At 64.8% G+C, this 25,314-nt stretch carries 20 protein-coding genes; 9 read left to right on the forward strand and 11 right to left on the reverse strand.

Annotated elements, in window-relative coordinates; translation table 11 throughout:
* The first annotated feature begins 484 nt into the window (after nt 1–484).
* Entirely contained in the window at nt 485–1,297 is an 813-nt protein-coding gene (locus ACN6KF_RS02790) for a hypothetical protein (RefSeq protein ID WP_434955366.1), read from the forward strand.
* 49 nt (nt 1,298–1,346) lie between these two features.
* Here the strand turns inward: ACN6KF_RS02790 and zwf are convergent, their stop codons facing one another.
* The 4 genes from zwf to ACN6KF_RS02810 form a co-directional block, all read right to left on the reverse strand.
* Nucleotides 1,347–2,723: a glucose-6-phosphate dehydrogenase gene (gene zwf / locus ACN6KF_RS02795; protein WP_434955367.1), complete on the reverse strand. Its 1,377-nt coding sequence runs from the start codon at nt 2,721–2,723 to the stop codon at nt 1,347–1,349.
* Nucleotides 2,724–2,816: 93 nt separating this feature from the next.
* Nucleotides 2,817–4,016 carry a DUF418 domain-containing protein gene (locus ACN6KF_RS02800; RefSeq protein WP_434955368.1) on the reverse strand — a complete coding sequence of 400 codons (1,200 nt, stop codon included), beginning with the start codon at nt 4,014–4,016 and terminating at the stop codon, nt 2,817–2,819.
* Between the two features lie 99 nt (nt 4,017–4,115).
* On the reverse strand, nt 4,116–4,721 hold the full coding sequence (locus ACN6KF_RS02805; RefSeq protein WP_434955369.1) for a TetR/AcrR family transcriptional regulator: 606 nt from the start codon (nt 4,719–4,721) through the stop codon (nt 4,116–4,118).
* A gap of 170 nt (nt 4,722–4,891) precedes the next feature.
* A complete protein-coding gene (locus ACN6KF_RS02810; RefSeq protein ID WP_434955370.1) occupies nt 4,892–5,491 on the reverse strand; it encodes a GNAT family N-acetyltransferase in 600 nt (199 codons plus the stop codon).
* 349 nt (nt 5,492–5,840) lie between these two features.
* Here ACN6KF_RS02810 and ACN6KF_RS02815 point away from each other — a divergent pair, with 349 nt between their 5' ends.
* The 4 genes from ACN6KF_RS02815 to ACN6KF_RS02830 all read left to right on the forward strand — a co-directional run bounded on the left by ACN6KF_RS02815 (nt 5,841) and on the right by ACN6KF_RS02830 (nt 10,412).
* Nucleotides 5,841–7,145, forward strand: coding sequence for an extracellular solute-binding protein (locus ACN6KF_RS02815; protein ID WP_434955371.1), 1,305 nt, complete (start codon nt 5,841–5,843; stop codon nt 7,143–7,145).
* 300 nt (nt 7,146–7,445) lie between these two features.
* Nucleotides 7,446–8,324, forward strand: coding sequence for a carbohydrate ABC transporter permease (locus ACN6KF_RS02820; protein WP_434955372.1), 879 nt, complete (start codon nt 7,446–7,448; stop codon nt 8,322–8,324).
* Nucleotides 8,324–9,157, forward strand: a complete 834-nt coding sequence (locus ACN6KF_RS02825; RefSeq protein ID WP_434955373.1) for a carbohydrate ABC transporter permease — start codon at nt 8,324–8,326, stop codon at nt 9,155–9,157. The genes ACN6KF_RS02820 and ACN6KF_RS02825 overlap by 1 nt, the downstream gene beginning before the upstream one ends.
* 103 nt (nt 9,158–9,260) lie before the next feature.
* Nucleotides 9,261–10,412, forward strand: a complete 1,152-nt coding sequence (locus ACN6KF_RS02830; RefSeq protein ID WP_434955374.1) for a Gfo/Idh/MocA family protein — start codon at nt 9,261–9,263, stop codon at nt 10,410–10,412.
* 371 nt (nt 10,413–10,783) lie between these two features.
* Here ACN6KF_RS02830 and ACN6KF_RS02835 read toward each other — a convergent pair whose 3' ends face one another.
* The 3 genes from ACN6KF_RS02835 to ACN6KF_RS02845 form a co-directional block, all read right to left on the reverse strand.
* Nucleotides 10,784–11,482 carry a TPM domain-containing protein gene (locus ACN6KF_RS02835; RefSeq protein ID WP_434955375.1) on the reverse strand — a complete coding sequence of 233 codons (699 nt, stop codon included), beginning with the start codon at nt 11,480–11,482 and terminating at the stop codon, nt 10,784–10,786.
* A gap of 1 nt (nt 11,483) precedes the next feature.
* The gene (locus tag ACN6KF_RS02840; RefSeq protein ID WP_434955376.1) at nt 11,484–12,239 is read right to left on the reverse strand and encodes a TPM domain-containing protein; all 756 of its coding nucleotides are present in this window, start codon (nt 12,237–12,239) and stop codon (nt 11,484–11,486) included.
* 109 nt (nt 12,240–12,348) lie between these two features.
* Nucleotides 12,349–12,951, reverse strand: coding sequence for a LemA family protein (locus ACN6KF_RS02845; RefSeq protein WP_434955377.1), 603 nt, complete (start codon nt 12,949–12,951; stop codon nt 12,349–12,351).
* Nucleotides 12,952–13,138: 187 nt separating this feature from the next.
* On the opposite strand from ACN6KF_RS02845, the gene ACN6KF_RS02850 reads away from it, so the two are divergent.
* Nucleotides 13,139–14,299, forward strand: a complete 1,161-nt coding sequence (locus tag ACN6KF_RS02850; protein WP_434955378.1) for a S8 family peptidase — start codon at nt 13,139–13,141, stop codon at nt 14,297–14,299.
* A 13-nt stretch (nt 14,300–14,312) separates the two neighbouring features.
* On the opposite strand, the gene ACN6KF_RS02855 is transcribed toward ACN6KF_RS02850, so the two are convergent.
* Entirely contained in the window at nt 14,313–15,320 is a 1,008-nt protein-coding gene (locus ACN6KF_RS02855; protein WP_434955379.1) for a nodulation protein NodZ, read from the reverse strand.
* Between the two features lie 9 nt (nt 15,321–15,329).
* The gene (gene ppdK, locus ACN6KF_RS02860; protein WP_434955380.1) at nt 15,330–17,996 is read right to left on the reverse strand and encodes a pyruvate, phosphate dikinase; all 2,667 of its coding nucleotides are present in this window, start codon (nt 17,994–17,996) and stop codon (nt 15,330–15,332) included.
* A 410-nt stretch (nt 17,997–18,406) separates the two neighbouring features.
* Here ppdK and acuI point away from each other — a divergent pair, with 410 nt between their 5' ends.
* From acuI to ACN6KF_RS02875, 3 genes are all read left to right on the forward strand, one after another.
* Nucleotides 18,407–19,393 (forward strand): acrylyl-CoA reductase (NADPH), encoded by a 987-nt coding sequence (gene acuI, locus ACN6KF_RS02865; protein ID WP_434955381.1) that lies wholly within the window; start codon nt 18,407–18,409, stop codon nt 19,391–19,393.
* 234 nt (nt 19,394–19,627) lie between these two features.
* A complete protein-coding gene (locus tag ACN6KF_RS02870) occupies nt 19,628–20,527 on the forward strand; it encodes an EamA family transporter (RefSeq protein ID WP_434955382.1) in 900 nt (299 codons plus the stop codon).
* Nucleotides 20,528–20,694: 167 nt separating this feature from the next.
* On the forward strand, nt 20,695–21,852 hold the full coding sequence (locus tag ACN6KF_RS02875; RefSeq protein ID WP_434955383.1) for an MFS transporter: 1,158 nt from the start codon (nt 20,695–20,697) through the stop codon (nt 21,850–21,852).
* Between the two features lie 63 nt (nt 21,853–21,915).
* Here ACN6KF_RS02875 and ACN6KF_RS02880 read toward each other — a convergent pair whose 3' ends face one another.
* Both ACN6KF_RS02880 and glyS read right to left on the reverse strand, forming a co-directional pair.
* Nucleotides 21,916–22,833, reverse strand: coding sequence for a LysR family transcriptional regulator (locus tag ACN6KF_RS02880; protein ID WP_434955384.1), 918 nt, complete (start codon nt 22,831–22,833; stop codon nt 21,916–21,918).
* A 365-nt stretch (nt 22,834–23,198) separates the two neighbouring features.
* Entirely contained in the window at nt 23,199–25,304 is a 2,106-nt protein-coding gene (glyS, locus tag ACN6KF_RS02885) for a glycine--tRNA ligase subunit beta (protein WP_434955385.1), read from the reverse strand.
* Nucleotides 25,305–25,314 lie beyond the last annotated feature (10 nt).

Genomic DNA, 25,314 nt, shown 5'->3' on the forward strand with positions numbered 1-25,314 from the left:
TCTAAACTTCTCGACCGAGACGAGTAAGACTCAAATATCCCTCCCCGACTTCGGGGAGGGTGGGCCGGCGAAGCCGGGTCGGGTGGGGTAGCGCGATCCCGCCTTTTTCGGCTCCGTGGCGCCACGCTCCCCCATCCTCCGGTGCTGCGCACCGGCACCTTCCCCGAAGTCGGGGAAGGATTCTCGCGCCCTGTTCTGAAACCGCGAGATATGTATATGCCCTAGACGAAGCTGGGGGAGGAAACGCCTGCCTTCCTCGGCAGGGTCGCGATGCAGTCCTGTTCCCGGCGAAACCCCTATCCCCAGTCGAGCTTGAAACTTCGCACCATGGTGATTGTCTTGTCGCCGCGTGCCGATATCTTGGCGCCTGCGTCGATCCCATGAATCGGCGACAGTGGAGACGACGATGACGGATGGACGGCGGGCTGTAGCGAACACCGGGAGAGGCCGGACTTTCCTTGCTGCATCTTTGGCAAGCGCATTGATGCTGGGTGCCCCGGCGGTCCCGGCTTTGGCCGCGGCGATGGGCATGGGGGACGAGCCGCCCTCCACCAGCAGCGAGGTCAAGGGCGTGGCGTTCCGCCTTCTCACCACCCTGCCGCGCGCGCGGGGGGCCGTGGAAGGACTGGACGAGTGCAGCCATCTGACCGTCAAGCCGAGTTCGGAGGCTGGCCGCGCCGTGGCTGAGCGCGGTTGGGCCGTGACGGGCGAGGCCAAGCTGGGGACATCCCTGCGCGCCATCAGTTTCGCCGGCGGCTTCGAGCCGGGAACCAGTGGTACGTGTCTCGTCAATGACGGCAATGTCGGTGTTTTCGACGGCAGCAAACTGGTTGCCCTGCTCTATGCCGAAAAGGGCTCCAAGCAGTCGCTGGGCCGCGTTCAGGCTCTCGAAGGGGGCGGGGTGCGCGTCATCGACGGTGATTTTCTCGCCACGCCGCTCGGCGACATCCGCTCGATCGACGACTCCAAGTTCGAGTTCAACCCCGTGGCGGCCAGTGACGGCGCCTGCAACGGCCGCGCCAAGGTGCCCAACATCCACGACATGCCGATCGACAAGGCGCGTGCCGCGCTGAAGGCGAATGGCTGGGAACCCGTGCCTTCGAGCGAGCAGGATCGTACGGACAGCCGCGTCGCCGATCTCGTCAAGCTCGGCGTGGTCGAGGCGGAGAGCTGCTCGGGCACCGGCCTTGGCTATTGCAGCTACAATTATCGTGGCGCGGCGGGTACCCTGTCGGTCACCACGGCCGGCGACAACGACTACCCCTCGGTGTCGGACTATGACGTGAAGTGCAATTGAGGCTTTCTGGGATCGCAGGGATGCCTGCGATCCCAGAAAATGCCTGCCCTCACACCGCCGGGTCGACCCAGCCGAAGGGTGGCTCGAAGCCGGCCATGGTCGCGGGTCCCCAGGTCCCGGGCTGGTAGGGGGTCACGGGCACGACGTTGCCGATGACGGGGTCGAAGATGCGCCAGGCGATTTCGGCGGCATCCTGCCGGGTGAACAGGGCGTTGTCGCCTTCCATGGCATCGCCGATCAGCCGCTCATAGGGCGCGAGGTCGCCGGTGCCGTCATCGACGGCCACGAGTTCGACCGGCTCGCCCACCAGGTTCTCGCCGGGCGCCTTGATGCGCGAGCCGAGCCCGATGGTGATCTGCGGATTGATGCGGAACCGGAGCTCGTTGGAAGGCCCCTGCAGCCGTTCGGCGAACACGTCGTGCGGCGGCTTCCTGAACCTGACCACCACCTCGGTGCAGCGCACCGGCAGGTTCTTGCCGGCACGGATATAGAAGGGTACGTCGGCCCAGCGCCAGCTGTCGACAAACATCCTCACCGCCGCGAAAGTCTCGACGGTGGAAGCAGGCGCTACGCCGGGCTCGTCGTGATAGCCGACGAACTGGCCGCGCACCACGTCCTGCGGCGTCAGCGTGCGGATCGCCTTGAAGATCTTGACCTTCTCCTCGATCAGATCGTCCTCGAGCCGGCCGGCCGGCGGCTCCATGGCGAGCAGGATCAGCACGTTGACGAGATGATTCTGGATCACGTCCCTGATCGTGCCGACCTCATCATAGAACTTGCCGCGGCCCTGCACGCCGAAATTCTCGGCCATGGTGATCTGGATGCTCTCGACGAAATTGCGGTTCCAGACCGGTTCGAGGAAGGCATTGGCGAAGCGGAAATAGAGCAGGTTCTGGATGGCTTCCTTGCCGACATAGTGGTCGATGCGGAAGATCGCGCTCTCGTCGAAGAAGCGATGCAGGACGGCGTTGAGCTCCTTGGCGGAGGCCTCGTCATGCCCGAAGGGCTTTTCCACCATCAGCCTGGCATTGGCGGCGCAGCCCGATTCCTGCAGGCCCTGCGCCACCGTTTCGAACAGGCTCGGCGGGATCGCCAGATAATGCAGGGGGCGGGTCGCCTGGCCCAGGGCCGCCTTCAACTTGGCGAAGGTCTCGGGACTGCGATAATCGCCGCTGACATAGCCGAGGAGGTTGGAGAACCTGGCGAACACGCTTTCGTCGAAGGCATCGCCATAGGCCTTCACCGAGCTCTCGCGGGCCCGGGCGCGCAGCTTCTCCACGTCCCACGGATCGAAGGCGACCCCGATCACCGGCACATTGAGGGCGCCGCGCCGGACCATGGCATAGAGGGCGGGGAAGATCTGCTTATAGGCAAGATCGCCCGTGGCGCCGAAGAGAACGAGAGCGTCGGAATGCGGTGCCGGCATGATGTCTTCCCGAATTGAACTGCCACCCAGCGCAGCCCTCACGTTGGTAAAACGGAAGAGGCCTAATGGGAAGCCGGAAAGACGCTACGTCAGCTATGCGCTCCTCACCGGCACGGCCCGCCAGCTCGGCAACGCGGCGATGGTGAGCGCCCTCAGCAGCCATTCCAGCGGACCATAGGCGTGGTGGCGCAGCCACCAGGCGCTGAAGGCAAGCTGGAAGAGATAGAGCACGGCGGCGATCGCCAGCACGCCCAGGGCCGGTAGCTGGCCGACCAGGCCGAGGCCATAGGCGGTGAAGATCAGCGAGCAGGCGAGCGACTGGCTGAGATAGTTCGACAGGGCCATCCGTCCGGCAGGCGCGAGGACGGCCGCGAGGCGCATGCCGACCGTGGTGCGGAACAGCAGCATGGCTGCCGCGATATAGCCGCCGGCGAGAAAGGGGCCGGTTAGGATGCCGGCCGCCAGGCCCAGAACTTCCCAGCCGGCGCCGGGCAGGGCCATCGAGGTGCAGGTGTAGAAGGCGCTGCCCGGCAGGCCGATCAGCAACGCATGGCGCAGCAGCCGGCGGAGCAGGGGACGGGCCTCCTCGTCCTGCTCGAACAACCGCCGCCGGCCGGCGACGAGGCCGCACAGGAACATGGCGAGGGCCGAGGGCGCCTGGATCAGGCCCAGCAGGACCCAGATTCCGCTGAGTTCCTGCAGATGGGCGCCGATCACGGTGCCGGGCGTGCCGGCATAGGCGGCGAGGGCCGCTGCCGCCTCGGCATGGACGGTGAGGGGATCGACGGCCTCGCCCGCCAGCAATTGCAGCCCGCCGAGCGCTGCCCAGACCAGGCCGGTCGCCGCAATCAGCCAGGCAGCGAGGCGCATGGCACCCCGATCGCTGCAATGCCGCAGCATCAGCAGGATGACGCCGAGCACGGCATAGGTGGTGAGGATGTCGCCATGGAACAGCAACACGGCATGGGTGAGGCCGATCAGCCACAGGCCGATCTGGCGGCGCAGCATGCGCGGCACCAGCGGTTCCCCGGCCCGCTCGGCCGAGCGCATCTGCAGCGTGAAGCTGTAGCCGAACAGGAAGGAGAACAGCAGGTAGAACTTGGTCTCGAAGACGAAGGAGACCAGGCCTTCCACCAGGCGTCCGGTCAGGCTGGTGAAGGCTGGATCGGTGACGCCGCGCCCGTAATAGACCGAGGCGAAGGCGGTGATGTTGACGACAAGGATGCCGAAGAGGGCGAAGCCGCGCAGGGCGTCGACATTGGCGAGACGGGCGGGGGTGGTGGAGCGGCTCATGGCTGGCTGACCAATGGTGCATATTAATTAATAGACTAGTCGATCTAATAATTGGTGCCAATTGCGGATTTTTCAAGGTGGCTGGTCAGACCGATATCGTCAGGTCACGACGCCCGGGCGCAGGAAGCGCGTGAGCAGCAGTTGCAGCACGTCCCTCTGGCGGTGAAGCTCGAAGCCCGGATCCACCGCGAAGCGATTGAAGATGCCGTCGATCAGGGCGGCGATCCAGCGGGCGCCATCGGCCGGCGCCAGGGTTGGATCGACCTGTCCGCGCACCGCCGCATTGCGCAGGAGCATCCTGAGCGAATCCTGCAACGCCTGGTCATTGGCGGCGACCAGGGCGCCGATCTCGGCATCGCGCAGGGCTTCGGCAGCGATTTCGAGCTGCAGCCTGAGATAGGTCTTGTTGCTGCCGAGTTCGAGAATCAGGCCCATGAATTCAAGCAGTTCCGCGAACAGGTCCTGCGCCCGCTGGATCCGATCGAAATGAACCTTGGTCTGCCGTCCCTCCTCCTCGACGATGGCGGCGATGATGGCCTTCTTGTTCGCGAAATAGTGGAAGAGGTTGCCCGGACTCATGCCGGCCTCGGCGCAGATCTCGGCCGTCGAGGTCTGGTGGAAGCCCTTGCGGGAAAAGCAGGCGATCGCCGCATCGAGGATATGGCGGCGCTTGGCCTCGTATTTCTTCGGATCGACCTTGCGCATCGCCTGTCCGCTCAAAGATAAATGGATTGGTCGATCGAAGAATAAGCCTGCCGCAGCCCGACGCAACACGCATGGGCGGTACCTGATCTCGCGAGTGCAAAAAAGGACGCAATCGTAAGGTCTTGCAGGGATTTTCCGCCAAGTGACTCGAGAGACGGCTCGAAGCGTTCCTACAGTTTCATGCCCATATAGATGCTTGCCGGCCGCGCGATTTCCCGAAAACCCAGCTTCTCGTAGAAGCCGAGCACCTTGGCGTTGCCGGCGCTGACGCCCAGATGCAGGCCCGGCACGCCCTTGGCCCTGAGAGCCGCGAGTTCGGTCTCGACCAGGCGGCGGCCCCAGCCGCTGCTTTGGAACGGCGGCAGCAGATTGATATGGAGATGGGCCGGATAGCCGGCGAGCATGGCTGGATCCTTGCGCTCTGGGCGGCGGATCAGCGACAGCACCCGTTCGTCACTGGCCTTGCTGGGCGTGATGCCGGCGACCTGCAGGCGCACCCGCGGCCACCACTCGCTATCCAGCCGGTCGGCAAAGGCATCGGTATCGGGCGCGGCCACGACATAGCCCACGGCTCCGCTCCCTGCATCGAGCACAAAGGCGAAGTCGGGTGCCAGGACCTGGTAGGGCACGGCCCAGATGAAGCCGGGCAGGCGCGGCTCGGAATAGAGATGGCTGGCGTCCGAACCATTGTCGGCCGTCCGCAGGCAGATCTCGTAGAGGGCAGGGCGGTCGGCCTCGGTGGCGGGACGGATGACGGCAGTGTCGGCCAAGAAGGGGCTCCGTGCAGAACGCGAGGAAGGAAGAGCCGGGAGGAAACCCTCACCAGCCCTGCCGATCATGGGGGACTGCCGTTTCAAGCGGACGGAGCCCGCCTGTACGTCGTCTCCCCGAAACTTGGCCGATGCTGAAACGCCAGCCATTTCAGCACTATCGTCTTACCAATGAACAATTGCAACTTGCCAACCGCCTGCTTCCCCGTGATGGTAGCGCCAACGAAGAAAGGGCGCGGCCGTTCGCACATCCAAGTCGGACCGGTGACCGGCGCCCAGCATAACGCAACGCAGAGAGGGACCACCGATGTTGCGGACTGGGACGTCTTCTTTGAGAACCGATACTCTATTGCGTCGGCTTTTGCCTTGCCTGGCAGTCGCCACCCTGTGGTGGGGAAGTACCCTCCACGGCGCGGGAGCACAGACGCTGACCGTCTGGGACGATCAGGCCCTGCCTTCCCAGGCCAAGGTCATCTCGGAGATCAACGCCAAATTCGAGGCGGCCCATCCCGGGGTGAAGATCGCCCGCACGGCGCGCACTTTCGAGGATCTGGGCCTGACGCTCAAGCTGACCCTCTCCTCCGGAGGCGGGCCGGCGGTCACCAAGGCCAATCAGGGCGCGCAGCAGATGGGGGCCCTGGTCAAGGAGAAGCTGCTGCTGCCCATCGACGCCTATATCGCCAAATATGGCTGGGACAAGAAGCAGTCCGACGGCGTGCTGGCGCGCGACCGCTGGTCGGACAAGGGTGAGTTCGGCACTGGGCCGACTTACGGCATCTCCGCCCTCGGCGAACTGGTCGGCCTTTACTACAACGCCAAGGTGCTGAAGGAAGCCGGCATCGACAAGCCGCCGGCAACCCTGGACGAACTCGCCAAGGATGTGGAGGCGCTGAAGGCCAAGGGCGCCGTGCCCTTCACCATCGGCACCACCAAGGGCGACATGGCCCTGCACATGTTTGCTTCCCTGTCGCAGGCCATGATCGGCGCCGCCGACCGCAAGAGCCTCGACGATCTCGTCTATGGCCGGGGCGGCAGCTGGAACACGCCCGGCAATGTCGCCGCCGCCAAGCAGGTTCAGGATTGGGCCAATGGCGGGGCCTTCAACGAGGGTTTCCAGGGCATCGCGGATGACGATGCGGTGCAGCTCTTCGTGGGCGGGCAGGGCGCTTTTCTGATCAGCGGCACCTGGCGGCTCGGCGACATGCAGGCCAATCCTGACATCCACTTCATGGCACTGCCGCCCGCAGCCAGCGTGAAGGACCCGCTCATTGTCGGCGGCGTCGAGCTGGCCTGGACCATCACGGCACTCGCCAAGGACAAGGCGACGCAGGACCTTGCCGGCGACTATATCAACTATCTCCTGTCCGATGATGCGGCGGCGGCCTGGGCGGCGGCCGGCTATCTGCCGGTGGCGGCCCTCGAAAAACCCGACAAGGTCCAGATCCCCGCCTTGCTCGGCGAGACCATCAAGGTGTGGAATACGGTGAATGCCGCCAATGCTCTTGGCCACTATCCCGATTGGGCCAGCCCCACCATGCTGAAGACCTTAACCGATGGCCTGACCCGGGTGATTGCCAAGGAGGATACGCCGGAAGTCTTCATTGCTGCCGTCGACAAGGACTATCAGGGCTATATGGCCAGCCAGAAGAAATAAGGGACACAAGGCTCGTTCACGCCGCGTGACCTTGCCGCAGAAGGCACGACTTGCCCTCTCCGCGAAGCGGAGGGGGGCGAGCGAAGCGAGGTCGGGTGAGGTGCGGCGGGCAGCGAATGGCCTTTGAAGGCTTGCACGACGGTCGTGCAAGACTATCGCGCTGAGCGGGGTGCCCGCCACAACACCTCCGTCACGACTTCGTCGTGAACAGCCATATCTTCTTTTCGAAGATATGGCGGCCTTCCCCATTTCGTGGAGAGGGCTTCTCGCGCCTCTCAGGATCGGATCCGAGACAGCTCCATGCTCGACGCCTCCAAATATCGTAATCTTCTCTATGTATTGCCGTCGCTCTTGATTTATGGCGCCTTCGTGCTGGTGCCGATCCTCAGCTCCATCGTCCTTGGTTTTACCGCCTGGGACGGCATCAGCGCCCCGCGCTTCGTCGGCCTGGAGAACTATATCGCGCTGTTCTCCGATCCGGTGTTCTACATCGCGCTCAAGAACAACCTTGTTTTGCTGATCTTCTATGTGGCGTTGCCCCTGCTGCTCGGCCTGGTGATGGCCGCCGTCGTCACCTCGATCCGTTCGCGCGAGCAGCTCGTCCTGCGCACGCTCTATTTCATGCCCTATGTGATGCCCACCGCGGTGCTCGGCATCATCTGGCGCTGGCTCTACAATCCCGCCTTCGGACCGTTGAACCAGGCCCTGAAGGCGATCGGCCTCAAATCGCTCGCTTTGCCCTGGCTCGGCAGCTTTACCTTCGCCTTGCCGGCCGTCGGTCTCGTCGCCACCTGGTATTATGCCGGCTTCTGCATGGCCATCTTCATGTCTGGCCTGCAGCGCATCGAGTCCTCGCTCTACGAGGCCGCCAAGGTCGATGGCGCCACGCCCGTGCAGTCCTTCCGCCACATCAGCGTGCCCTCGCTGCTGCCGGAAGTGCGCATCGTTCTGCTTTTGACCATCATCTTCTCGATCAAGAGTTTCGACCTCGTCTTCACCATGACGCGAGGCGCCCCCGCCAATGCGACCTTGGTGCCCAATCTCTACATGTATCAGCTCGGCTTCGATCTCGGACGCTACGGCTACGCTTCGGCGGTGGCGGTGGTCGGGGCGATTCTGATTTTCTTGGTGAACGGCGTGATCCATCGCTTCATGCCCGAGCGGGAGAGGGAGCGCTGATGGCCGCTTCTTCGCGCACGGCGCCTGCCTTGCTGCCGCTTCGGGCTCTCATGTGGCTGTTTGCCCTGCTCACCGTCTCGCCCTTCGCGCTCTTGGTGCTGACCTCGCTCAAGAGCCAGAAGGACGTCCTGGCAGGCGCCTTCGCCCTGCCGCAGCAACTGCATTTCGAGAATTTCGCCAGGGCCTGGGTGGACGGGCATTTCGACACCTATTTCCTCAATTCCATCCTGGTGGTGGTGCCGGTGGTCGGCATTTCCGTCATGCTCGGCATTCTCTCGGGCTTTGCCTTCGCCTTTCTCACACTGCCGCTCAAGCGCACGTTCTTCGTGATGCTGACGATCGGCATGATGGTGCCGACCGAGGCCTTCATCATTCCGTTGTTCCATGAGTTTCGCTGGCTCGGTCTGCTCAATAGCTATTGGGCGCTCATCCTGCCGCAGATCGGCATGTCGATCCCCTTCGCGACCCTGTTCATGGCGAGCGCCATGCGGCAATTGCCGATCGAGCTCGTCGATGCGGCCGTGATCGATGGCGCCACGCGGCTACAGGTGCTGCGCCACGTCATCCTGCCCTTGATGAAGCCGGCGATGTCGACGCTTGCGCTCTTCCTGTTCATCTGGACCTGGAACGAATTCCTGATCCCGCTGATCCTGGTCAACAATGACGAAGTGCGCACGCTGCCGATCGGCATGCTGTTCTTCCAGGGCCGGTATATCGTCGATATTCCGACCCTGACGGCAGGCGCAGTGATCATCGTGGCGCCCATCATCGTGGTCTATCTGATCTTCCAGCGCAATTTCATCCACGGCCTCACGGCCGGAGCGGTGAAATGAGGCACCTCCAGGCTGTGGGAGACCTGTTCATGCGACCAATGGTCTGTTCAATCGGTCGTGGAAGATTTGTAGGAATTGTCTGAACAGTCACGGAGCGGAAACGATGAAGGTCGGCATTATCGGGCTCGGCTATCGCATGGGTTATCTCGCCCGCATCTTCAGCTTGATGGTGCCGGGCTTCACCGTGGTGGGCTATGTCGACCCGGCACCGGCGGGCCTGGGCTACATGAAGGAACATGGCATCGAGGCGGGGCGGGTTCATGACAGCCCCGAGGCCTTGCTCACCGCCGAAAAGCTCGACCTTTTGATGGTCGGCTCCCCCAATGCGATGCATCTCGGCCATATCCAGGTTGGGCTTGAGCATGGCGTGAAGGTCTTCGCCGAAAAGCCGGTGGTGACCTCGCAGGAGGACACCTTCAAGCTGCTCGAACTCCTGCGTATCCACGGCACCGACAGCGTGATGGTCGGCCTGGTGCTGCGCTATGCCTCGCTTTATCGCGATCTCACCCGCATGCGGGACGAGGGCGTGCTGGGCGACATCGTCTCGATCGAGGCGTCCGAGCATCTGGCGCCCTATCACGGCGCCTTCTTCATGCGGGACTGGCGGCGCTACCAGCATTATTCCGGTGGTTTCATGCTGGAAAAATGCTGCCACGACATCGACCTCTACCAGGGCCTGGTCGGCTCTCGCCCGGTGCGGGTGGCAAGTTTTGGCGGCCGCCGCACCTTCCTGCCGGGCAATGCCCCGAATGCCCAGGGCATCAACGATCTCGAAGTCTATCATCGCAAGCCGAGCGGCTGGCTGAGTACGGACAAGGTGTTCGACTCCGATGCCGACATCATCGACTTCCAGGTGGCGATCGTCGAATTCGAGAACGGCGTCGCGCTCAACTTTCACACCAATATCAACGTTCCCGACCAGTTCCGGCGCTTCTGCGTGATCGGCTCGAAGGGCATGGCGGAAGGGGACTTCGTGCGCAATTACTTCCGGGTGCACGACGCCCGCACTTCGGAAAAGCTGGTCGACAAGACCTACGAGATGACGGAGCTTTCGGCCCATTACGGCGCGGACGAGCAGATGGCCGCCGATATCGGCAAGCATCTGATCGAAGGCGCTCCGCTGCCGGTCTCGGTGGTGGACGCGCTCGCGGCGGGCCTGACCGCCATCAAGATGGACGAGGCCCGAGCCAGCCGAGCCGTACTCGACCTCACCGACAGTTGGCGCCGCTTCGACGAGGCGCTGACCGGCGGGTAATACCGGGCCTTCGAAGAGCTATTTTCTGGGATCGCAGGCATCCTTGCCCATAGGCGCTAACTTTGCGGACAAAGGCGCAGGTTCTTATCCTCCCCTGGAGGGGGAGGGTCGACACACAGTGTCGGGGTGGGGTGATTTCTTGGCAGAAAAAGCAGTCATATCAACGAAAAATTGCGCAATTTCATCCCACCCCGGCCTTCCAGGCCGACCCTCCAGGGGAGGATAAGAAATTGGCGCTCGCCGGATTTAAGTCAGCGCTCGTGGGCATCCTTGGCGGCTCTTCCCATTCATCCGCCGAATCGCTTCCAAGAGCGGGCAGAAATGCCTGTGATCCCAGGAAGAGTCGGCTTCAATCCGACCTGGTATGAGCCCTAGAGTTCCACCACGCGGTTCGGCAATTGGTTCCGCGGCTGGCTCTCGGGCGGGAAATGCTGTGCCAGCAGGCCCCCGCATTGGCCGATAGCGGCAATCAGGCCGTCGGCGAGACGCCCGGTCGCGGCAGCCTTGGTCAAGCCGGTGACCGTATCGTCCCAGACCTGTTGCTCGACCTTGGCATTGATGCCCTCGTCGGCGATCAGTACGGCCTGCCGCTCGGCCATGGCGATGAAGATGAGGAGGCCGGTGCGGTCAGCAGTCTGCTGCAGGCCCTGGGCCAGGAACTGGCTGCGGGCCGTCAGCATCACCTTGTGGCGGCGCATGGGCGACGGCGCAAACCAGAGCCGCACGCGCCGCGGCCAGCTCAAGGCCGTCACCACCGTGAAGACGGCGATCTGGATCAGGCTGAGAGTGAGCAAGCCCTTCCTGAGGCCGGAAACCATGTCGACCTGGCTGAAATTGCCGCTGCTCCAGTCCGCTCCGAACAGCGAGGCGTGCAGCAACCCGGGTGCCAGCACACCGATCAGGACAGGAGTAAGGAGCACCGCGACCGCGCCCAGGGTCACCGGAATCCAGCGATAGCTCGCCACGGCATGGCTGACGACGCAGTAGATCTCGCCGGACGTGTTCGCTTCCGCCTCGGTGATGGCCGCCGCAATGCGCCGGTGATCGTCTTGGGTCAGCACCCGGGTCATCTCACCAGCTCCCACTCGAACCGCCGCCGCCGAAGGAGCCGCCGCCGCCCGAAAAGCCGCCGCCGGACGATCCTCCCCCACCGCCCCAGCTCGAACCGCCGCCCCAGCCCGACGAGGTCGGGATGAAGATGGGGCCGGAGCCGCGCCGCCTGGCGCCCGGTCCACGGGGGCCGCCGCGCAAGGAATCGATCCAGCCGGAGGCGATCACGAAAATGAAGAACAGGACGAAGAGAATCACGAAGACGGTCTGCGGATCGAGGCCCTCGTCACTGCGCGCGCCATCCTTGGCACGCTGCTTCCATTCGCTCTCATTGTTGAGTAGCACGTCCTCGATGGCGGCGACACCGGCCTTGATGCCGGCCGGCATGTCGCCAGCCTTGAACTTGGGCAGGATGGCCTGCTGGATGACCACGCTGGAGAGCGCGTCGGTCAGCGTGCCTTCCAGCCCATAGCCGACCTCGATGCGTACCTTGCGTTCATTGGGGGCGACGATGAGCAGCACACCATTGTTGAGCTTGCCCTGGCCGATGCCCCAATGACGGCCGAGCTGATAGCCGTAATCGGCGATTTCCAGGCCTTCCAGGCTCTTGAGGGTGACGACGACGAGTTGGTCGCTCGATTTGTCCTCCAGCGCTTTCAGGGACTGGTCGAGGCTGGCGCGCTCGCCGGCAGGAATTATGCCCGCCTGGTCGACCACGCGATCCGTCAGCGCGGGAAAGTCGAGGGCGAAGGCGGAGGAAAGGAAGAAAAGCAGCAAGGCGACGGCGGCGCAAAATGGTGTGCCGATCTTCTCAACTCCATCGCGAGATGGAGCTGAGAAGACCGGCACACCAAAAAGGACGCGTCCATACATCCGCTTCGAAGCCTCAGTTGAAGTTCACCTTGGGAGCCGCCTGGTTTTCCGGTGCGGCGCTGAAGGTCTCCATCGGCTTGGTGCCGCTGTAGAAGATCGCCTTGTAGATGCTCTGCGGGAAGGTGCGCAGGTCGGTGTTGAAGACCCGGACCGCTTCGATATAGTCCTTGCGCGCCACGGCGATGCGGTTCTCGGTGCCTTCGAGCTGCGATTGCAGCGACAGGAAGTTCTGGTTCGATTTCAGGTCCGGATAGGCTTCCCGCAAGGCGATCAGGCGGCCGAGAGCACCGGACAGGCCCTGCTGGGCCTCCTGGAACTGCTTGAACTTGTCGGGATCGGTGATCGTGCTGGCATCGATCTTCACGCTCGTCGCCTTGGCGCGGGCCTCGACCACTTCGGTCAGCACCTTTTCTTCCTGCTTGGCATAGCCCTTCACGGTTTCGACCAGGTTGGGCACCAGATCGGCGCGGCGCTGATACTGGTTCTGCACTTCGCTCCAGGCGGCCTTGGCCTTTTCCTCGTCGGTGGGAATGGTGTTGATGCCGCCGCTGACCACCAGCCCGACGACAACCACGATGACGGCAATGATCGCAAGAATTCGTGCCAGTCCCGACATGCAAGGGCCCCCTTTGTCGCGCCGACGATGAGCCGGCCATCATGTCCTTATATCGACGCGACCGGCAGGGGCAAAGCATCCCGAAAAACAGCCCACAGGCCAGTCGGGCGTTGTCACGGCGTGATAACGCCCGCTGTTGCATGAGAAGAGCCGGAACGTTCGGCACGACGGCAGGCAGGGGGAAGTCATGAGATCCTATGTCATTCTGCGTCGACCCAAGGCGGACGCACCCGGTCGGATGGGGCTTGAGAGGCTCCAGCCCAAGCCGCCGGAAATCACGGTCGAGAACCTGCCCGACCATGCCCTGCCCGAGCTGGATGCCGATCCAGATACCTCCTATGCCGAGAACATGCCGACGGCGCTGATCGAGCCTCTCGACAGCCCCGCACCGGCAGTGGCCGGCGCGGATTGGGGGATTGCGGCTGTCGGCGCCGATGCCAGCCCCTTTACCGGCGCTGGGGTCACGGTTGCCGTGCTCGATACCGGCATCGATGCGGCCCATCCGGCCTTTGCCGGCGTGACACTGGTCGAGAAGGATTTCACCGGCAGCGGCAATGGCGACGTCAAGGGTCACGGCACCCACTGCGCCGGCACCATTTTTGGCCGCGACGTCGGCGGCCAGCGTATCGGCATTGCGCGCGGTGTCGGCAAGGCCCTGATCGGCAAGGTGCTCCGCAATGATGGCAAGGGCGATTCCGGCATGGTCTTCGAAGCCCTGCAATGGGCTCTGAGCGAGAAGGCCGACATCGTCTCCATGTCGCTCGGCTTCGATTTCCCGGGCCTGGTGAAAAACTTGACCTCGGAGGGCTGGGACATCGAGCCGGCCACCTCGATGGCACTGGTCGGCTATCGCAGCAATCTGCGCATGCTCGACACCATCATGGCCATGCTCAAGGCCCATGGCGCCCTCGGCACCTCGCCGCTGGTGGTGGCGGCGGCGGGCAATGAGAGCAAGCGGGCGGCCGTGACGCCCTATCGCATCGCCGCATCCCTGCCGGCCGCGGCCGATGGCGTGATCGCGGTGGCTGCGATCGGGCGGGACGCCGACACCTACAAGGTGGCGCCCTTTTCCAACATGCTGGCGGCAGTGGCGGCACCCGGGGTCGACATCACCTCGGCCTGGCCTGGCGGCGGCCTTCATACCATCAGCGGCACCAGCATGGCCTGCCCGCATGTGTCGGGCGTCGCCGCCTTGTGGTGGCAGGCGCTCGAGCAGAAGGGCATCAGCGCCAGTGCCGCCAGCGTCGGCGCCCGTATTCTCGCCAGCGCTCGCCGGAACGTGTTCCCCGCGGATGTCCTCGAGGTCGATATCGGCCAGGGCATGGTCACGGCGCCGCCGGCAAACTGACGGCAGCGCTCGCTCAGACGAGGAGGGCGGGAGACAGCGGATCCGCCCGATCGAAGGGCTGCTGCAAGGCTCCGACCGTTGCCGGGGCGGCGTCTGGCCTCGCCTGGGTGATCGCCGCGTAGAAGGAAAAGAAGCTTCCGGCGGGGTAGCGGATCAGGGCATCGCAGCGGGCCAGCAGCAGCATTTCCACCAGGGCGTCCTCGAAGCCTGCTGCGGCGGCACCGGGCGCGTGCAGTTCCCCGGCGGCGGGCGGGCGATAGGTCTTGGGACGGCAGATCACGCCGGGTACCTGGGCCCTGAAAGCGGTCTCCACCTCGACGCTGTCGGTGCAGAGCAGTACCGGGGCCTCGTGGCCGAGCCTGGCGCGAGCGGCCTCGACGGCCCGCCGGCAGCGCTGGAGGGCGGCGTCGAAGGAATGCCAGGAAGGCGCGTGCCCCATGATGTCGCCGCCATTGCCATGGCGCATGTGCAGGCCGATCACCGGCGCTTGTGGAAGCTGGGTTCGCCGGAAATCCTCGACCGCTGCGGCGATGGCGGGCAGGGGACGCAGGGCTGCGAGACAGGCATGCGCGTCGGCGAAGGGGAAATGCTCGCTCGACAGGCAAGCATGGAAGGCGACCGTCGCGGCTGGAAAATCCTCGCCGGCCAGGATCGCGGCCACCGCCTTGTCCCGTTCCTCGGGATAGGAATCGGTCGGCATCAGCCAGGGCATGGCCAGCATGCCCGGCTGTTCCCAGGCAGGCGGATAGGCCGGCCGGGGCAGATCGGCGGTATCGAGCTCGTCGCCGGTGATCAGCGGCACGCCGGCAAGCGTGGGCCCGGCTTCAAAGCAGTGGGTAAAAAGGTTGCCGGCGCCCGGCGCATAGCGGGCGTGGCGCCAGTCGACCACCAGCGTGCGCGCGCTCAGACGCGCGAAACGCCAGGCTGCGCAGAGACAGACGAGCCGGTCGCCCAATCCCGTCTTGCGCAGCGACAGCGCATAGCGACCGGCATCAGGACGGGCCGAGACGGGATCCGGCACGTTTCCCGTCTATTTCCTGGCCTCGAGCGCGGCCTGTGCGGCCGCCAGTCTGGCGATCGGCACGCGGAAGGGCGAACAGGAGACATAGTCGAGCCCGGTGCGCTCGCAAAAGGCGATCGAGGCCGGGTCGCCGCCGTGCTCGCCGCAGATGCCGAGCTTGAGATTGGGCCGCTGCTTGCGGCCACGTTCGACGCCGATCTCCACCAGCGCGCCGACACCCTCCTGGTCGATCGAGACGAAGGGATCGATGGCGAAGATGCCCTTCTGCACATAGGTGCCGAGGAAGGAGGCCGCGTCGTCGCGCGAGATGCCGATCGTGGTCTGCGTCAGGTCGTTGGTGCCGAAGGAGAAGAATTCGGCGCTTTCGGCGATCTCGCCAGCACGGATGGCCGCGCGCGGCAGCTCGATCATGGTGCCGACCTGATAGACCAGCTTGACGCCCTTCTCCTTTTCCACCGCCTGCGCCATGGCATCGATGCGCGCCTTGACGAGGTCGAGTTCGGCTCGCGTCGCCACCAGCGGCACCATGATCTCAGGCGTCACCGGCTGGCCGGTCGAGGCGGCAGCTTCGACCGCCGCCTCGAAGATGGCGCGCGCCTGCATCTCGGCGATTTCCGGGAAGGCGATCGCCAGGCGGCAGCCGCGGAAGCCGAGCATCGGGTTGAACTCGTGCAGTTCCTGGGCGCGGGCCCTGAGCTTGGCGGCCGAGGCTCCCATCGCGGCCGCGACTTCGGCGACCTCGTCTTCCGAATGCGGCAGGAACTCGTGCAGCGGCGGGTCGAGCAGACGGATGGTGACCGGCAGGCCCGACATGATCTCGAAGAGCTGGCGGAAATCCTCGCGCTGCATCGGCAGGAGCTTGGCGAGGGCGGCGCGCCGGCCCTTCTCGTCGTCGGCCAGGATCATCTCGCGCATGGAGACGATGCGGCCCTCGTCGAAGAACATGTGCTCGGTGCGGCACAGGCCAATGCCCTCGGCCCCGAAGCTGCGCGCCTGGCGGGCATCGGCCGGGGTTTCGGCATTGGTGCGTACCTTCATGCGCCTGACGCCGTCGGCCCAGGTCATCAGCTCGGCGAACTCGCCGGAGAGCTCGGGCTGCACCATGGCGATCTTGCCGGCCAGCACCTGTCCCGTCGAGCCGTCAATGGTGATGACGTCGCCCTTCTTGTAGGTCTTGCCACCAGCCACCAGCGTGCCGGTGGCGGTGTCGACGCGGATGCTGCCCGCGCCGGAGACGCAGGGCTTGCCCCAGCCGCGGGCCACCACGGCGGCGTGCGAAGTCATGCCACCGAGACGGGTGAGGATGCCGGAAGCGGCCAGCATGCCCTTGATGTCCTCCGGGCTGGTTTCCTGGCGCACCAGGATGACGGTCTTGCCGGCTGCCTTGCCGGCTTCGGCCTCGTCGGAGGTGAAGACGATCTCGCCGGAGGCCGCGCCAGGGGAGGCTGGCAGGCCGCGCGCGATCTCGATGCGTTCGGCCTTGGGGTCGATGGTGGGATGGAGAAGCTGGTCGAGGGCGCCCGGGTCGATGCGGCCGACGGCCTCTTCCTGCGTGATCAGGCCTTCCTTGGCCATTTCAACCGCGATGCGCAGCGAGGCCTTGGCCGTGCGCTTGCCGGAACGCGTCTGCAGCATCCACAGCTTGTTGTCCTCGACCGTGAACTCGATGTCCTGCATGTCGCGGTAGTGCTTCTCGAGCACCTTGGTGATGCCGACGAATTCGGCGAAAGCGGCGGGCATCGCCTCTTCCATCGAGGGCTTGTTCGAGGCGCCTGCCTGCGCGGCGGCCTTGGAGATCGGCTGCGGCGTGCGGATGCCGGCCACCACGTCCTCGCCCTGGGCGTTGATCAGGAACTCGCCATAGAGCGCGTGCTCGCCGGTGGACGGGTTGCGGGTGAAGGCGACGCCGGTGGCTGAGGTATCACCGCGATTGCCGAACACCATGGCCTGCACATTGACGGCCGTGCCCCATTCGGCGGGGATGGCGTGCAGCGAGCGATAAGTGATGGCGCGCGCGTTCATCCAGGAAGCGAAGACAGCGCCGACAGCGCCCCAGAGCTGTTCCTGCGGATCCTCGGGGAAGGGCTTGCCGAGCTCTTCGAGCACCAGAGCCTTGTATTGGCCGACCAGTATCTTCCAGTCCGCGGCCTGGAGGTCGGTGTCGAGCACATAGCCCTTGCGCTCCTTATAGGTGTCGAGGATCTCCTCGAAATGGCCGTGGTCGACGCCGAGCACCACGTCCGAGAACATGGTGATGAAGCGCCGGTAGGAATCCCAGGCGAAGCGCTCATTGTTGGAGGCCGCCGCCACCGCAGCGACCGTGGTGTCGTTGAGGCCGAGATTGAGCACCGTATCCATCATGCCCGGCATCGAGGCGCGCGCGCCCGAGCGCACCGAGACCAGCAGCGGATTCTCGGCATCGCCGAAGGCCTTGCCGGTGATGCGGCCGATCTCGGCCAGGGCCGTTTCGACCTGGCCCTTCAGCTCCGGCGGGTAGCTGCGGTCATTGGCGTAATAATAGGTGCAGACTTCGGTGGTGACGGTGAAACCGGGCGGCACCGGCAGGCCCAGATTCGACATCTCCGCCAGGTTGGCGCCCTTGCCGCCCAGCAGGTTCTTCATGCTCTGTTCGCCTTCGGCCTTGCCGTCGCCGAACCCATACACCCACTTCGTCATTGCACTTCCTCAGTGATTTCGGATTGGCCGATTGCGCCGGCACGTATTTGGCGCAGAGCCTTTCCACAGCCGGCCGATAAATTCAATTCTTCAAACGTCTAAATCGATAGGTTGGACGGATAACAAAATGTGTCAGAGTGTAATAATTGCGCGTGATCCCGCTTTTGTCTGAAGAACGGGCACGTCTAGAGCGCGATATGTCTGATTAATCGAGCCGAATCGTTGAAGATGGCGGGGAGACAGTATCAGGGACCGCTGTCTTCCGGCCGGCCCTTCCTCTCCAACCAGCGTTGCGTTTCCAGGAGCCGGCTGGAAGCCAGCGGTCCCAGCAAGGCTCTGCGGCCATTTTTCCCCTTGCCTTAACCGGCCCGGGCCTCGAAAACGCCAGTATACCAATTGCAGGAGCGTGCATGTCGACTTTCAAGGCTCTCGTCGTCACCAAGCCCGATAGCGGCTATGCCTGCAACTTCGCCGAGTTCGACGAGCGCGATCTCATGGACGGCGATGTCACAGTGCGCGTCACCCACTCGACCGTCAACTACAAGGATGGCCTCGCCATTACCGGCAAGGGACCGGTGGTACGGCGCTTTCCGATGATTCCGGGGGTCGATTTCGCCGGCGAGGTGATCGCCACTTCCAGCAAGGACTGGGATCCCGGCGACCATGTCATCCTCAATGGCTGGGGCGTGGGCGAGACCCATCTCGGCGGTTATGCCGAGCGGGCCCGCGTCAAGGGCGAGTGGCTGGTACGGGTGCCCTATGGCATGACCCATGCGCAGGCGATGGCTGTTGGCACCGCCGGCTACACCGCCATGCTCAGCCTGATGGCGCTGGAGGCTCATGCCATCACGCCTTCGCGCGGGCCGGTGCTGGTGACCGGGGCTGCCGGCGGCGTGGGTTCCACGGCAGTCGCTTTGCTGGCTCGGGCCGGCTACAGCGTGATTGCCTCCACCGGGCGGCCTGAAGAAGCCGACTATCTCAAGAATCTCGGTGCCGCCGAGGTGATCGATCGTGCCGAGCTGACCGGGCCCGCGCGCCCCCTCGGGAAGGAGCGCTTTGCCGGCGCGGTCGATACGGTCGGCTCGCTTACCCTCGCCAATGTGCTGTCGCAGATCAAATATGGCGGCGCCGTCGCCGCCTGCGGCCTTGCCGGCGGGGCCGACCTGCCATCCAGCGTGATGCCCTTCATCCTGCGCGGGGTCTCGCTGCTCGGCATCGATTCGGTGCAATGCCCCCAGGTCGTCCGCCAGGAGGCCTGGCGCCGCCTCGCCAACGAACTCGACCGCGACAAGCTCGATGCGATGACGAGTTCGATCCCCTTCGACGAGGTCCGCGAAACCGCCGCCAACATTCTGGAAGGCAAGGTGCGCGGCCGGGTCGTGGTGGAGATCGGCTGACGGTTCGGCAAAGGTCCGATGCGGTATAGCTTGCACGACCTTTGTCATTGCCGGGCTTGACCCGGCAACCCAGCTTCAGGCGCCGAACCGCTGGATGCCCGGGTCGAGGCCCGGGCATGACAAAAAGCTGCGTTTCTTTCTTAAGCAAACCGCAGGGGGACAGGGCCGGCTGGGCCCCTCCGTTTGCAGGGCGCCTCCTCGGTGGGCGTTCCTCTTCCTCATGCCAAGGCTGCCATGCGCAAGGATCTTATTCTGGGTATCGTCCTCGTGCTGATCGGGGCCTCCTGCTATGGGCTGCAATCGACCTGCGTGAAGCTCGCCTACGGCCAGGGCTATTCACCGGGCGAGGTCATCGGCACGCAGTTCGTCATCGGGGCCATCGCCCTCGGCCTGATCAAGCTGGCCAGCCAGATGCGGCCGTCCAGATCGGGCGCAGTGCCGGTGCGTTGGCCCGATCGGCTCAAATTGATCGCCGGCGGTGCCAGCATCGGCTTCACCGGCTCGTTCTATTACCTGTCGGTTGCCTATACCTCGGTCTCGGCCGCGATCGTGCTCCTGATGCAGAGCGTGTGGATGGGCGTGGCGCTCGATGCCGTGCTGAGCCGGTCCTGGCCGTCGCCGATCAAGCTGGCATCATCCGCATTGGTGCTGCTCGGCACCGTGCTGGCAACCAATCTCCTCGGGGATACAGACCATCTGAGTGTCCTCGGCATCACCTTTGGCCTGCTGGCGGCCGTGAGCTATACGGCCGTGATCTGGTGCTCCAATCACGTGGCCGTCCATGTCGACGTGATCAGCCGGAGCTTCCTGATGGTGTTCGGTGGCGCGGTGGTCGCGGTGCTCATCGCGCTGCCGCAACTCTCGGTGCGGTTCGATCCGAGCATCATCTGGGGCTGGGGCCTCGTCATCGCCCTGTTCGGCACGGTGCTGCCGCCCTTCCTGTTCAACAAGGGTATTCCAGCCACAGGCGTCGGCCTTGCGGCGATGCTCTCCTCCGTGGAGCTGCCGGTGGCGGTCGTCATGGCCGGCCTGATGCTGCACGAGGCCTTCCTGCCCTCGCAATGGGCCGGTGTCGGCATCATTCTCGGCGCGATCGGGTTGGCCAATGTCGGCGCTGGACGGGCGGCAGCTTGATGCCGCCTAGCCGGACGATTGTTCCAATGGTGCCGATTTCCTGCTATTCAGGGCTTTAAAGGGATAACCGAAGCGCTGCCTCGAAACCCGACATCCTTGGCCTCACCAGGCGGATCGTCGGAACCATCCCGATCCCGGACGTGAGGTCTCATGATCGGGAAGACCAGATGGATCGCCGCGTCCTACTCCTTGCACTCGCTACTTTCGTCACCGGCACCGCCGAGAACATCGTCATCGGCATCCTGCCCGACATTGCCGGCGGGCTCGGTGTTTCCATCGGCCTTGCCGGCCAACTCACGGCGGTCTTTTCGATCACGTTTGCGCTCGCAGCTCCTGCCGCCCTGCTGTTGACCGCGCGTTTGGAGCGCAAGGCCGCCTTTGTCGCGGCCCTCGCGGCCTTCGTCCTTTGCAACCTCCTCGCCGCAGCGAGCCCCGGCTACGGCGTGTTGTTCGTCGCCCGCGTCGGCATGGCGGCGGCGAGCGCCACCATCGCCCTGCTGGCGACCATGCTGGCCACCGAACTCGTCGACGAGAGCATGAAAGGCCGGGCGATCGGCGTGATCTTCATGGGGGTCAGCGGCTCACTGGTGCTCGGTGTGCCGATCGGCATGCTCGTCTGCTCGCTGGCGGGTTGGCGCAGCGTGTTCCTGGCGCTCGCCGCCCTGGCGGTCGTCGTCCTGATCGTCTGCCGCCTGAAGCTGCCCGATGTCGGGGCCCGCCGGCAGGGCATGCCCGATTACCTCGCCCATTTGCGATCGCGCCCCCTGGTCTGCGCACAGCTGGTGTCGATCCTGATGATCTCCGGCCATTTCGTGCTGTTTGCCTATCTGGCTCCCTATCTCGGTGGTGTTCTCGGCATCGCCGGAACCGGGATCGTGCTGGCCTTCATCGCTTTCGGCGTTGCCGGTGTGTCGGGTGGCTATCTCGGCGGCCTCACCGCCGACAAGCTCACGCCGCGCCGGGCGATCGTGCTGGTGCCGCTGGGCTATCTCACAGCGCTCATGCTGATCCCGCTCGCGGCCGGCACGAGCCTGTCCTTCTTTCCCGTGATGATGGTCTGGGCCTGCCTGAGCTGGATGATCTCGCCGGCGGTGCAGAGCTTCCTGATCGCGATGGGGCCGGATACCGCCGAAGCGGGGGTGAGCCTCAATCTTTCCGCCATGCATATCGGCGTCGGCCTCGGCACCGCCCTGGGCGGCGTCGCGGTGGAACTGGTGCCGATCAGCTCTCTGCCGGGCATCGGCGCGATCCTGGCCGCCATGGCCTTGATGATGGCAATGCTGGCCTATCGGGGCGCAGGCAGACGGGCTGGGATGGCGGTGTAGCGGGAGAGCGAATAACCCCACCTGGCTTTACGGGTGAAGCGGCGAACGAGCCGGGGCGGATGCTCAGGATTCCCCGGTTCCCTCCAGCACGGGCCTCAGCTTCGTCAGCGCTTCCCAGCCATGGTCCATGAAGGCGCGGACCTTGGCCGAGTGCTTGAGATCGGGATGGGTCAGGAGCCATAGGCCGGCGCCGACGCCCGGCAGTGGCTCTGACAGGCGCGGCAGCGGCAGGGTATCGCCGATATAACAGGGCAGCAGGCCGACCCCGAACCCCGAACGCAGGGCCTCGGCGACGCCGACAATGGTGTTGAGGCGCATCATGATGCGCTCGTTCGGCACTTCGCGTTCCACCCAGCGCGCCGGCGGAATGTTGGAAAGCCCTTCGCCGGTGGCGATCCAGCGCTCGGCGAAGAGGTCGGTGAGTTCGGCGCCCTTCAGCCGCTCCGGGCCGTAAATGGCCCAGGCAATAGTGCAGACCCGCCGGCCGACCAGCGTGTCCGGCGGCGCGGAGGTGGCACGGATCGCCACATCGGCGTCCCGCTTGGACAGGTTCAGCGGCAGGTTGGAGACCACGACGTCGAGGCGGATGTCGGGAAAGCTGGTCAGGAAACTGGTGAAAACAGGCATCGTCAGGTGGGCCATGATGCTGTCATTGGTGGTGACGCGCAGTTCCCCCGACGGCTTGACGTCCCGTCCCGCAACGCGGCGCTCGAAGCCGCTGATGTCGTCGGCAATGCGGCCGGCGAGGGCCACCATCTCCTCACCGGCCGCGGTGAGGGCGTAGCCGCTGCGCCCTCGCTCGAACAGGCGGGCGCCGAGCAATTCCTCGACGGCATTGATGCGGCGAAACACGGTGGAATGATTGACCCCGAGCGCGATTGCCGCACCCACCAGGGATTTCGTCTCCGCCACGGCGCGGACATAGCGATAATCATCCCAATTGGGGGATGGACGCTGTAGAGCGGAGTCAGAAACGGTCATACAGGCGCCCCTGGCGACAAGAAACGCGGATCCAGCGAAGGCTTTCTATTGTTAGCATCGGTGAGCAACGGTGCAAGATCGACTTGCTGGCGGCAATTCGGTCCGTGTTTTCATAGCAAGCATATTCGTCATTGCGAGCGCAGCGAAGCAATCCAGTCTTCGCAAGATCGTGGGCTATGGCCCCTGGATTGCTTCGCTGCGCTCGCAATGACGGGTCGATTCGGCTTGTGGGTGCCGAGTACGAGAGCAAAGCGCGTTTAGCCGGAAACGCTTGTTTGCTCTCGCTCTTTGGTTCCAAGCCAATCCTACGGATTGGCTTGGGCGTCTTTGCGATTCTTGGCGATTCCGCCAAATCGTAAAACGCTTCAGCCCTCGATGCGCGAGAAGTCGGCGACGCTGCGGGTTGCGGTCCGGATCTCCTCAAGCAGCTTCAGACGGTTGAGACGCAGGGCGGCAACCTCGGCGTTGACCAGGATCTTGTCGAAGAAGGCGTCGACGGGCCGGCGCAACTGCGCGAGGGCCGTCATGGCGCCTTCATAGTCCTCGGTGGCAATGGCGGCAGCGACAGCCTGCTTGGCCGTCTGCAAGGCCATCTGCAGGGCTTTCTCCTCCGGCTCGGTGAGGAGAGAAGCGTCCGCACCGCCGGAATAGGCGCCGGCGCCGTCCTTCTTCTCCTCGATGCGCAGGATGTTGGCGGCGCGCTTGGCGCCAGCCAGCAGTGCCTTGCCGTCCTCGTTGCCGAGAAAGCGGCCAAGAGCCTCGACCCGGCGGACGATGAGCAGGAGATCGTCCTGCCCGCCCAGGCCGAACACCGCGTCGACGAGGTCGTGGCGTGCGCCCTGTTCGCGCAACTGCACCTTCAGGCGATCGGCGAAGAAGGCCAGGAGATCGCCGGCGATGTCATTGCTCTTGGCGAAGGGCGCCTGGGCGATGACAGCCAGAAGAGGCAGGCGCAGCTCGTTGTCGAGGACCAGGCGGATGACGCCGAGAGCGGCCCGGCGCAGCGCGTAAGGGTCCTTGCTGCCGGTCGGCTTCTCGTCGATGGTCCAGAAGCCGACCAGTGTGTCGAGCTTGTCGGCGAGCGCCACGGCGACCGCAACCGGATCGGTCGGCGCACTGTCGCCGGCGCCCTTGGGACGGTAGTGATCTTCGATCGCGGCGGCGATGGCGGCGTCCTCGCCCTGGGCGGTGGCATAATAGCGGCCCATCAACCCCTGCAATTCGGGGAATTCGCCGACCATTTCAGTGGCGAGATCCGCTTTTGCCAGCTTTGACGCGCGTTCGGCCTTGGCTGGATCCGCGCCGACGGCTGGCGCCAGCGCCTTGGCCAGGGCGGCGATGCGATCGATGCGCTGGCCCTGCGTGCCGAGCTTCTCGTGGAACACCACGTTCGAGGCGATGATCTTGGCGAGGCGCTGGTCGAGCGGCTTGCCTTCTTCCTCATAGCCGGGCAGCGGCCTCTGGTCGGTCTCCCAGAAGAATTTGGCGTCGGACAGGCGCGCGCGGATGACGCGCTCATTGCCGGCGACGATGGCCTCGCCGCCATCGACAGCCTCGATATTGGCGATCAGGATGAAGCGGTTGGCCAGGCGCCCCGTCCTGGGATCACGCACCACGAAGCATTTCTGGTTGGCGCGGATGGTAGCCTGGATTGCTTCATCCGGCACGGAGAGGAAGCTCTCCTCAAAGGAGCCCATCAGCACCACCGGCCATTCCACCAGGCCGGCGGCCTCATGCAGCACGGCATCGTCCTCGACCAGTTCCAGCCCCTGGGCGAAAGCAAGGTTGCGGGCGTCGGTGAGGATGATGTCGCGCCGGCGGGCCGGATCGAGCACCACCTTGGCGGCCTCCAGCTTGGCGACATAATCTTCGAAGCGCCTGATCTGGATGGTGCCGGGCGCCATGAAGCGGTGGCCCTTGGTGGTGTCGCCGACGGTGACGCCCTCGATCTCGAAGCGCACCACCTCCGGGTCCTCGGTCTCGGGACCGAAGGTGCAGATGATGGAATGCAGCGGGCGCACCCAGCGCAAGCTTCCCGACCCCCAGCGCATCGATTTGGGCCAGGGAAAGGTACGCACGACTTCCGGCACGATCTCGGCGATGAGTTCGGGCACGGCGCGGCCGGCTTTCTCCACCACCGCGACGTAGAACTCACCCTTCTTCGGATCGCTCTCGATGCGTGCCTGATCGAGCGAGGCGAGACCGGCGGCCTTCAGGAAGCCCTGGATCGCCCCGTCGGGGGCGCCGACCCGGGGACCCTTGCGTTCCTCGCGTGTATCGGGCTGGCGGATCGGCAGGCCGTGCACGGTCAGCGCCAGACGGCGCGGCGTGGCATAGGCCGAGGCGCCCTCATAGACGACGCCGCGCTCGACGAGCGCATCCGTCACCATTTTCTTGAGGTCTTCAGCCGCCTTGGCCTGCATGCGGGCGGGGATTTCCTCGGAGAAGAGTTCGAGCAGAAGGTCGGGCATGGGATCGGTT

The sequence above is a fragment of the Labrys methylaminiphilus subsp. lupini genome, assembly GCF_051161885.1.
Lineage (GTDB): Bacteria > Pseudomonadota > Alphaproteobacteria > Rhizobiales > Labraceae > Labrys.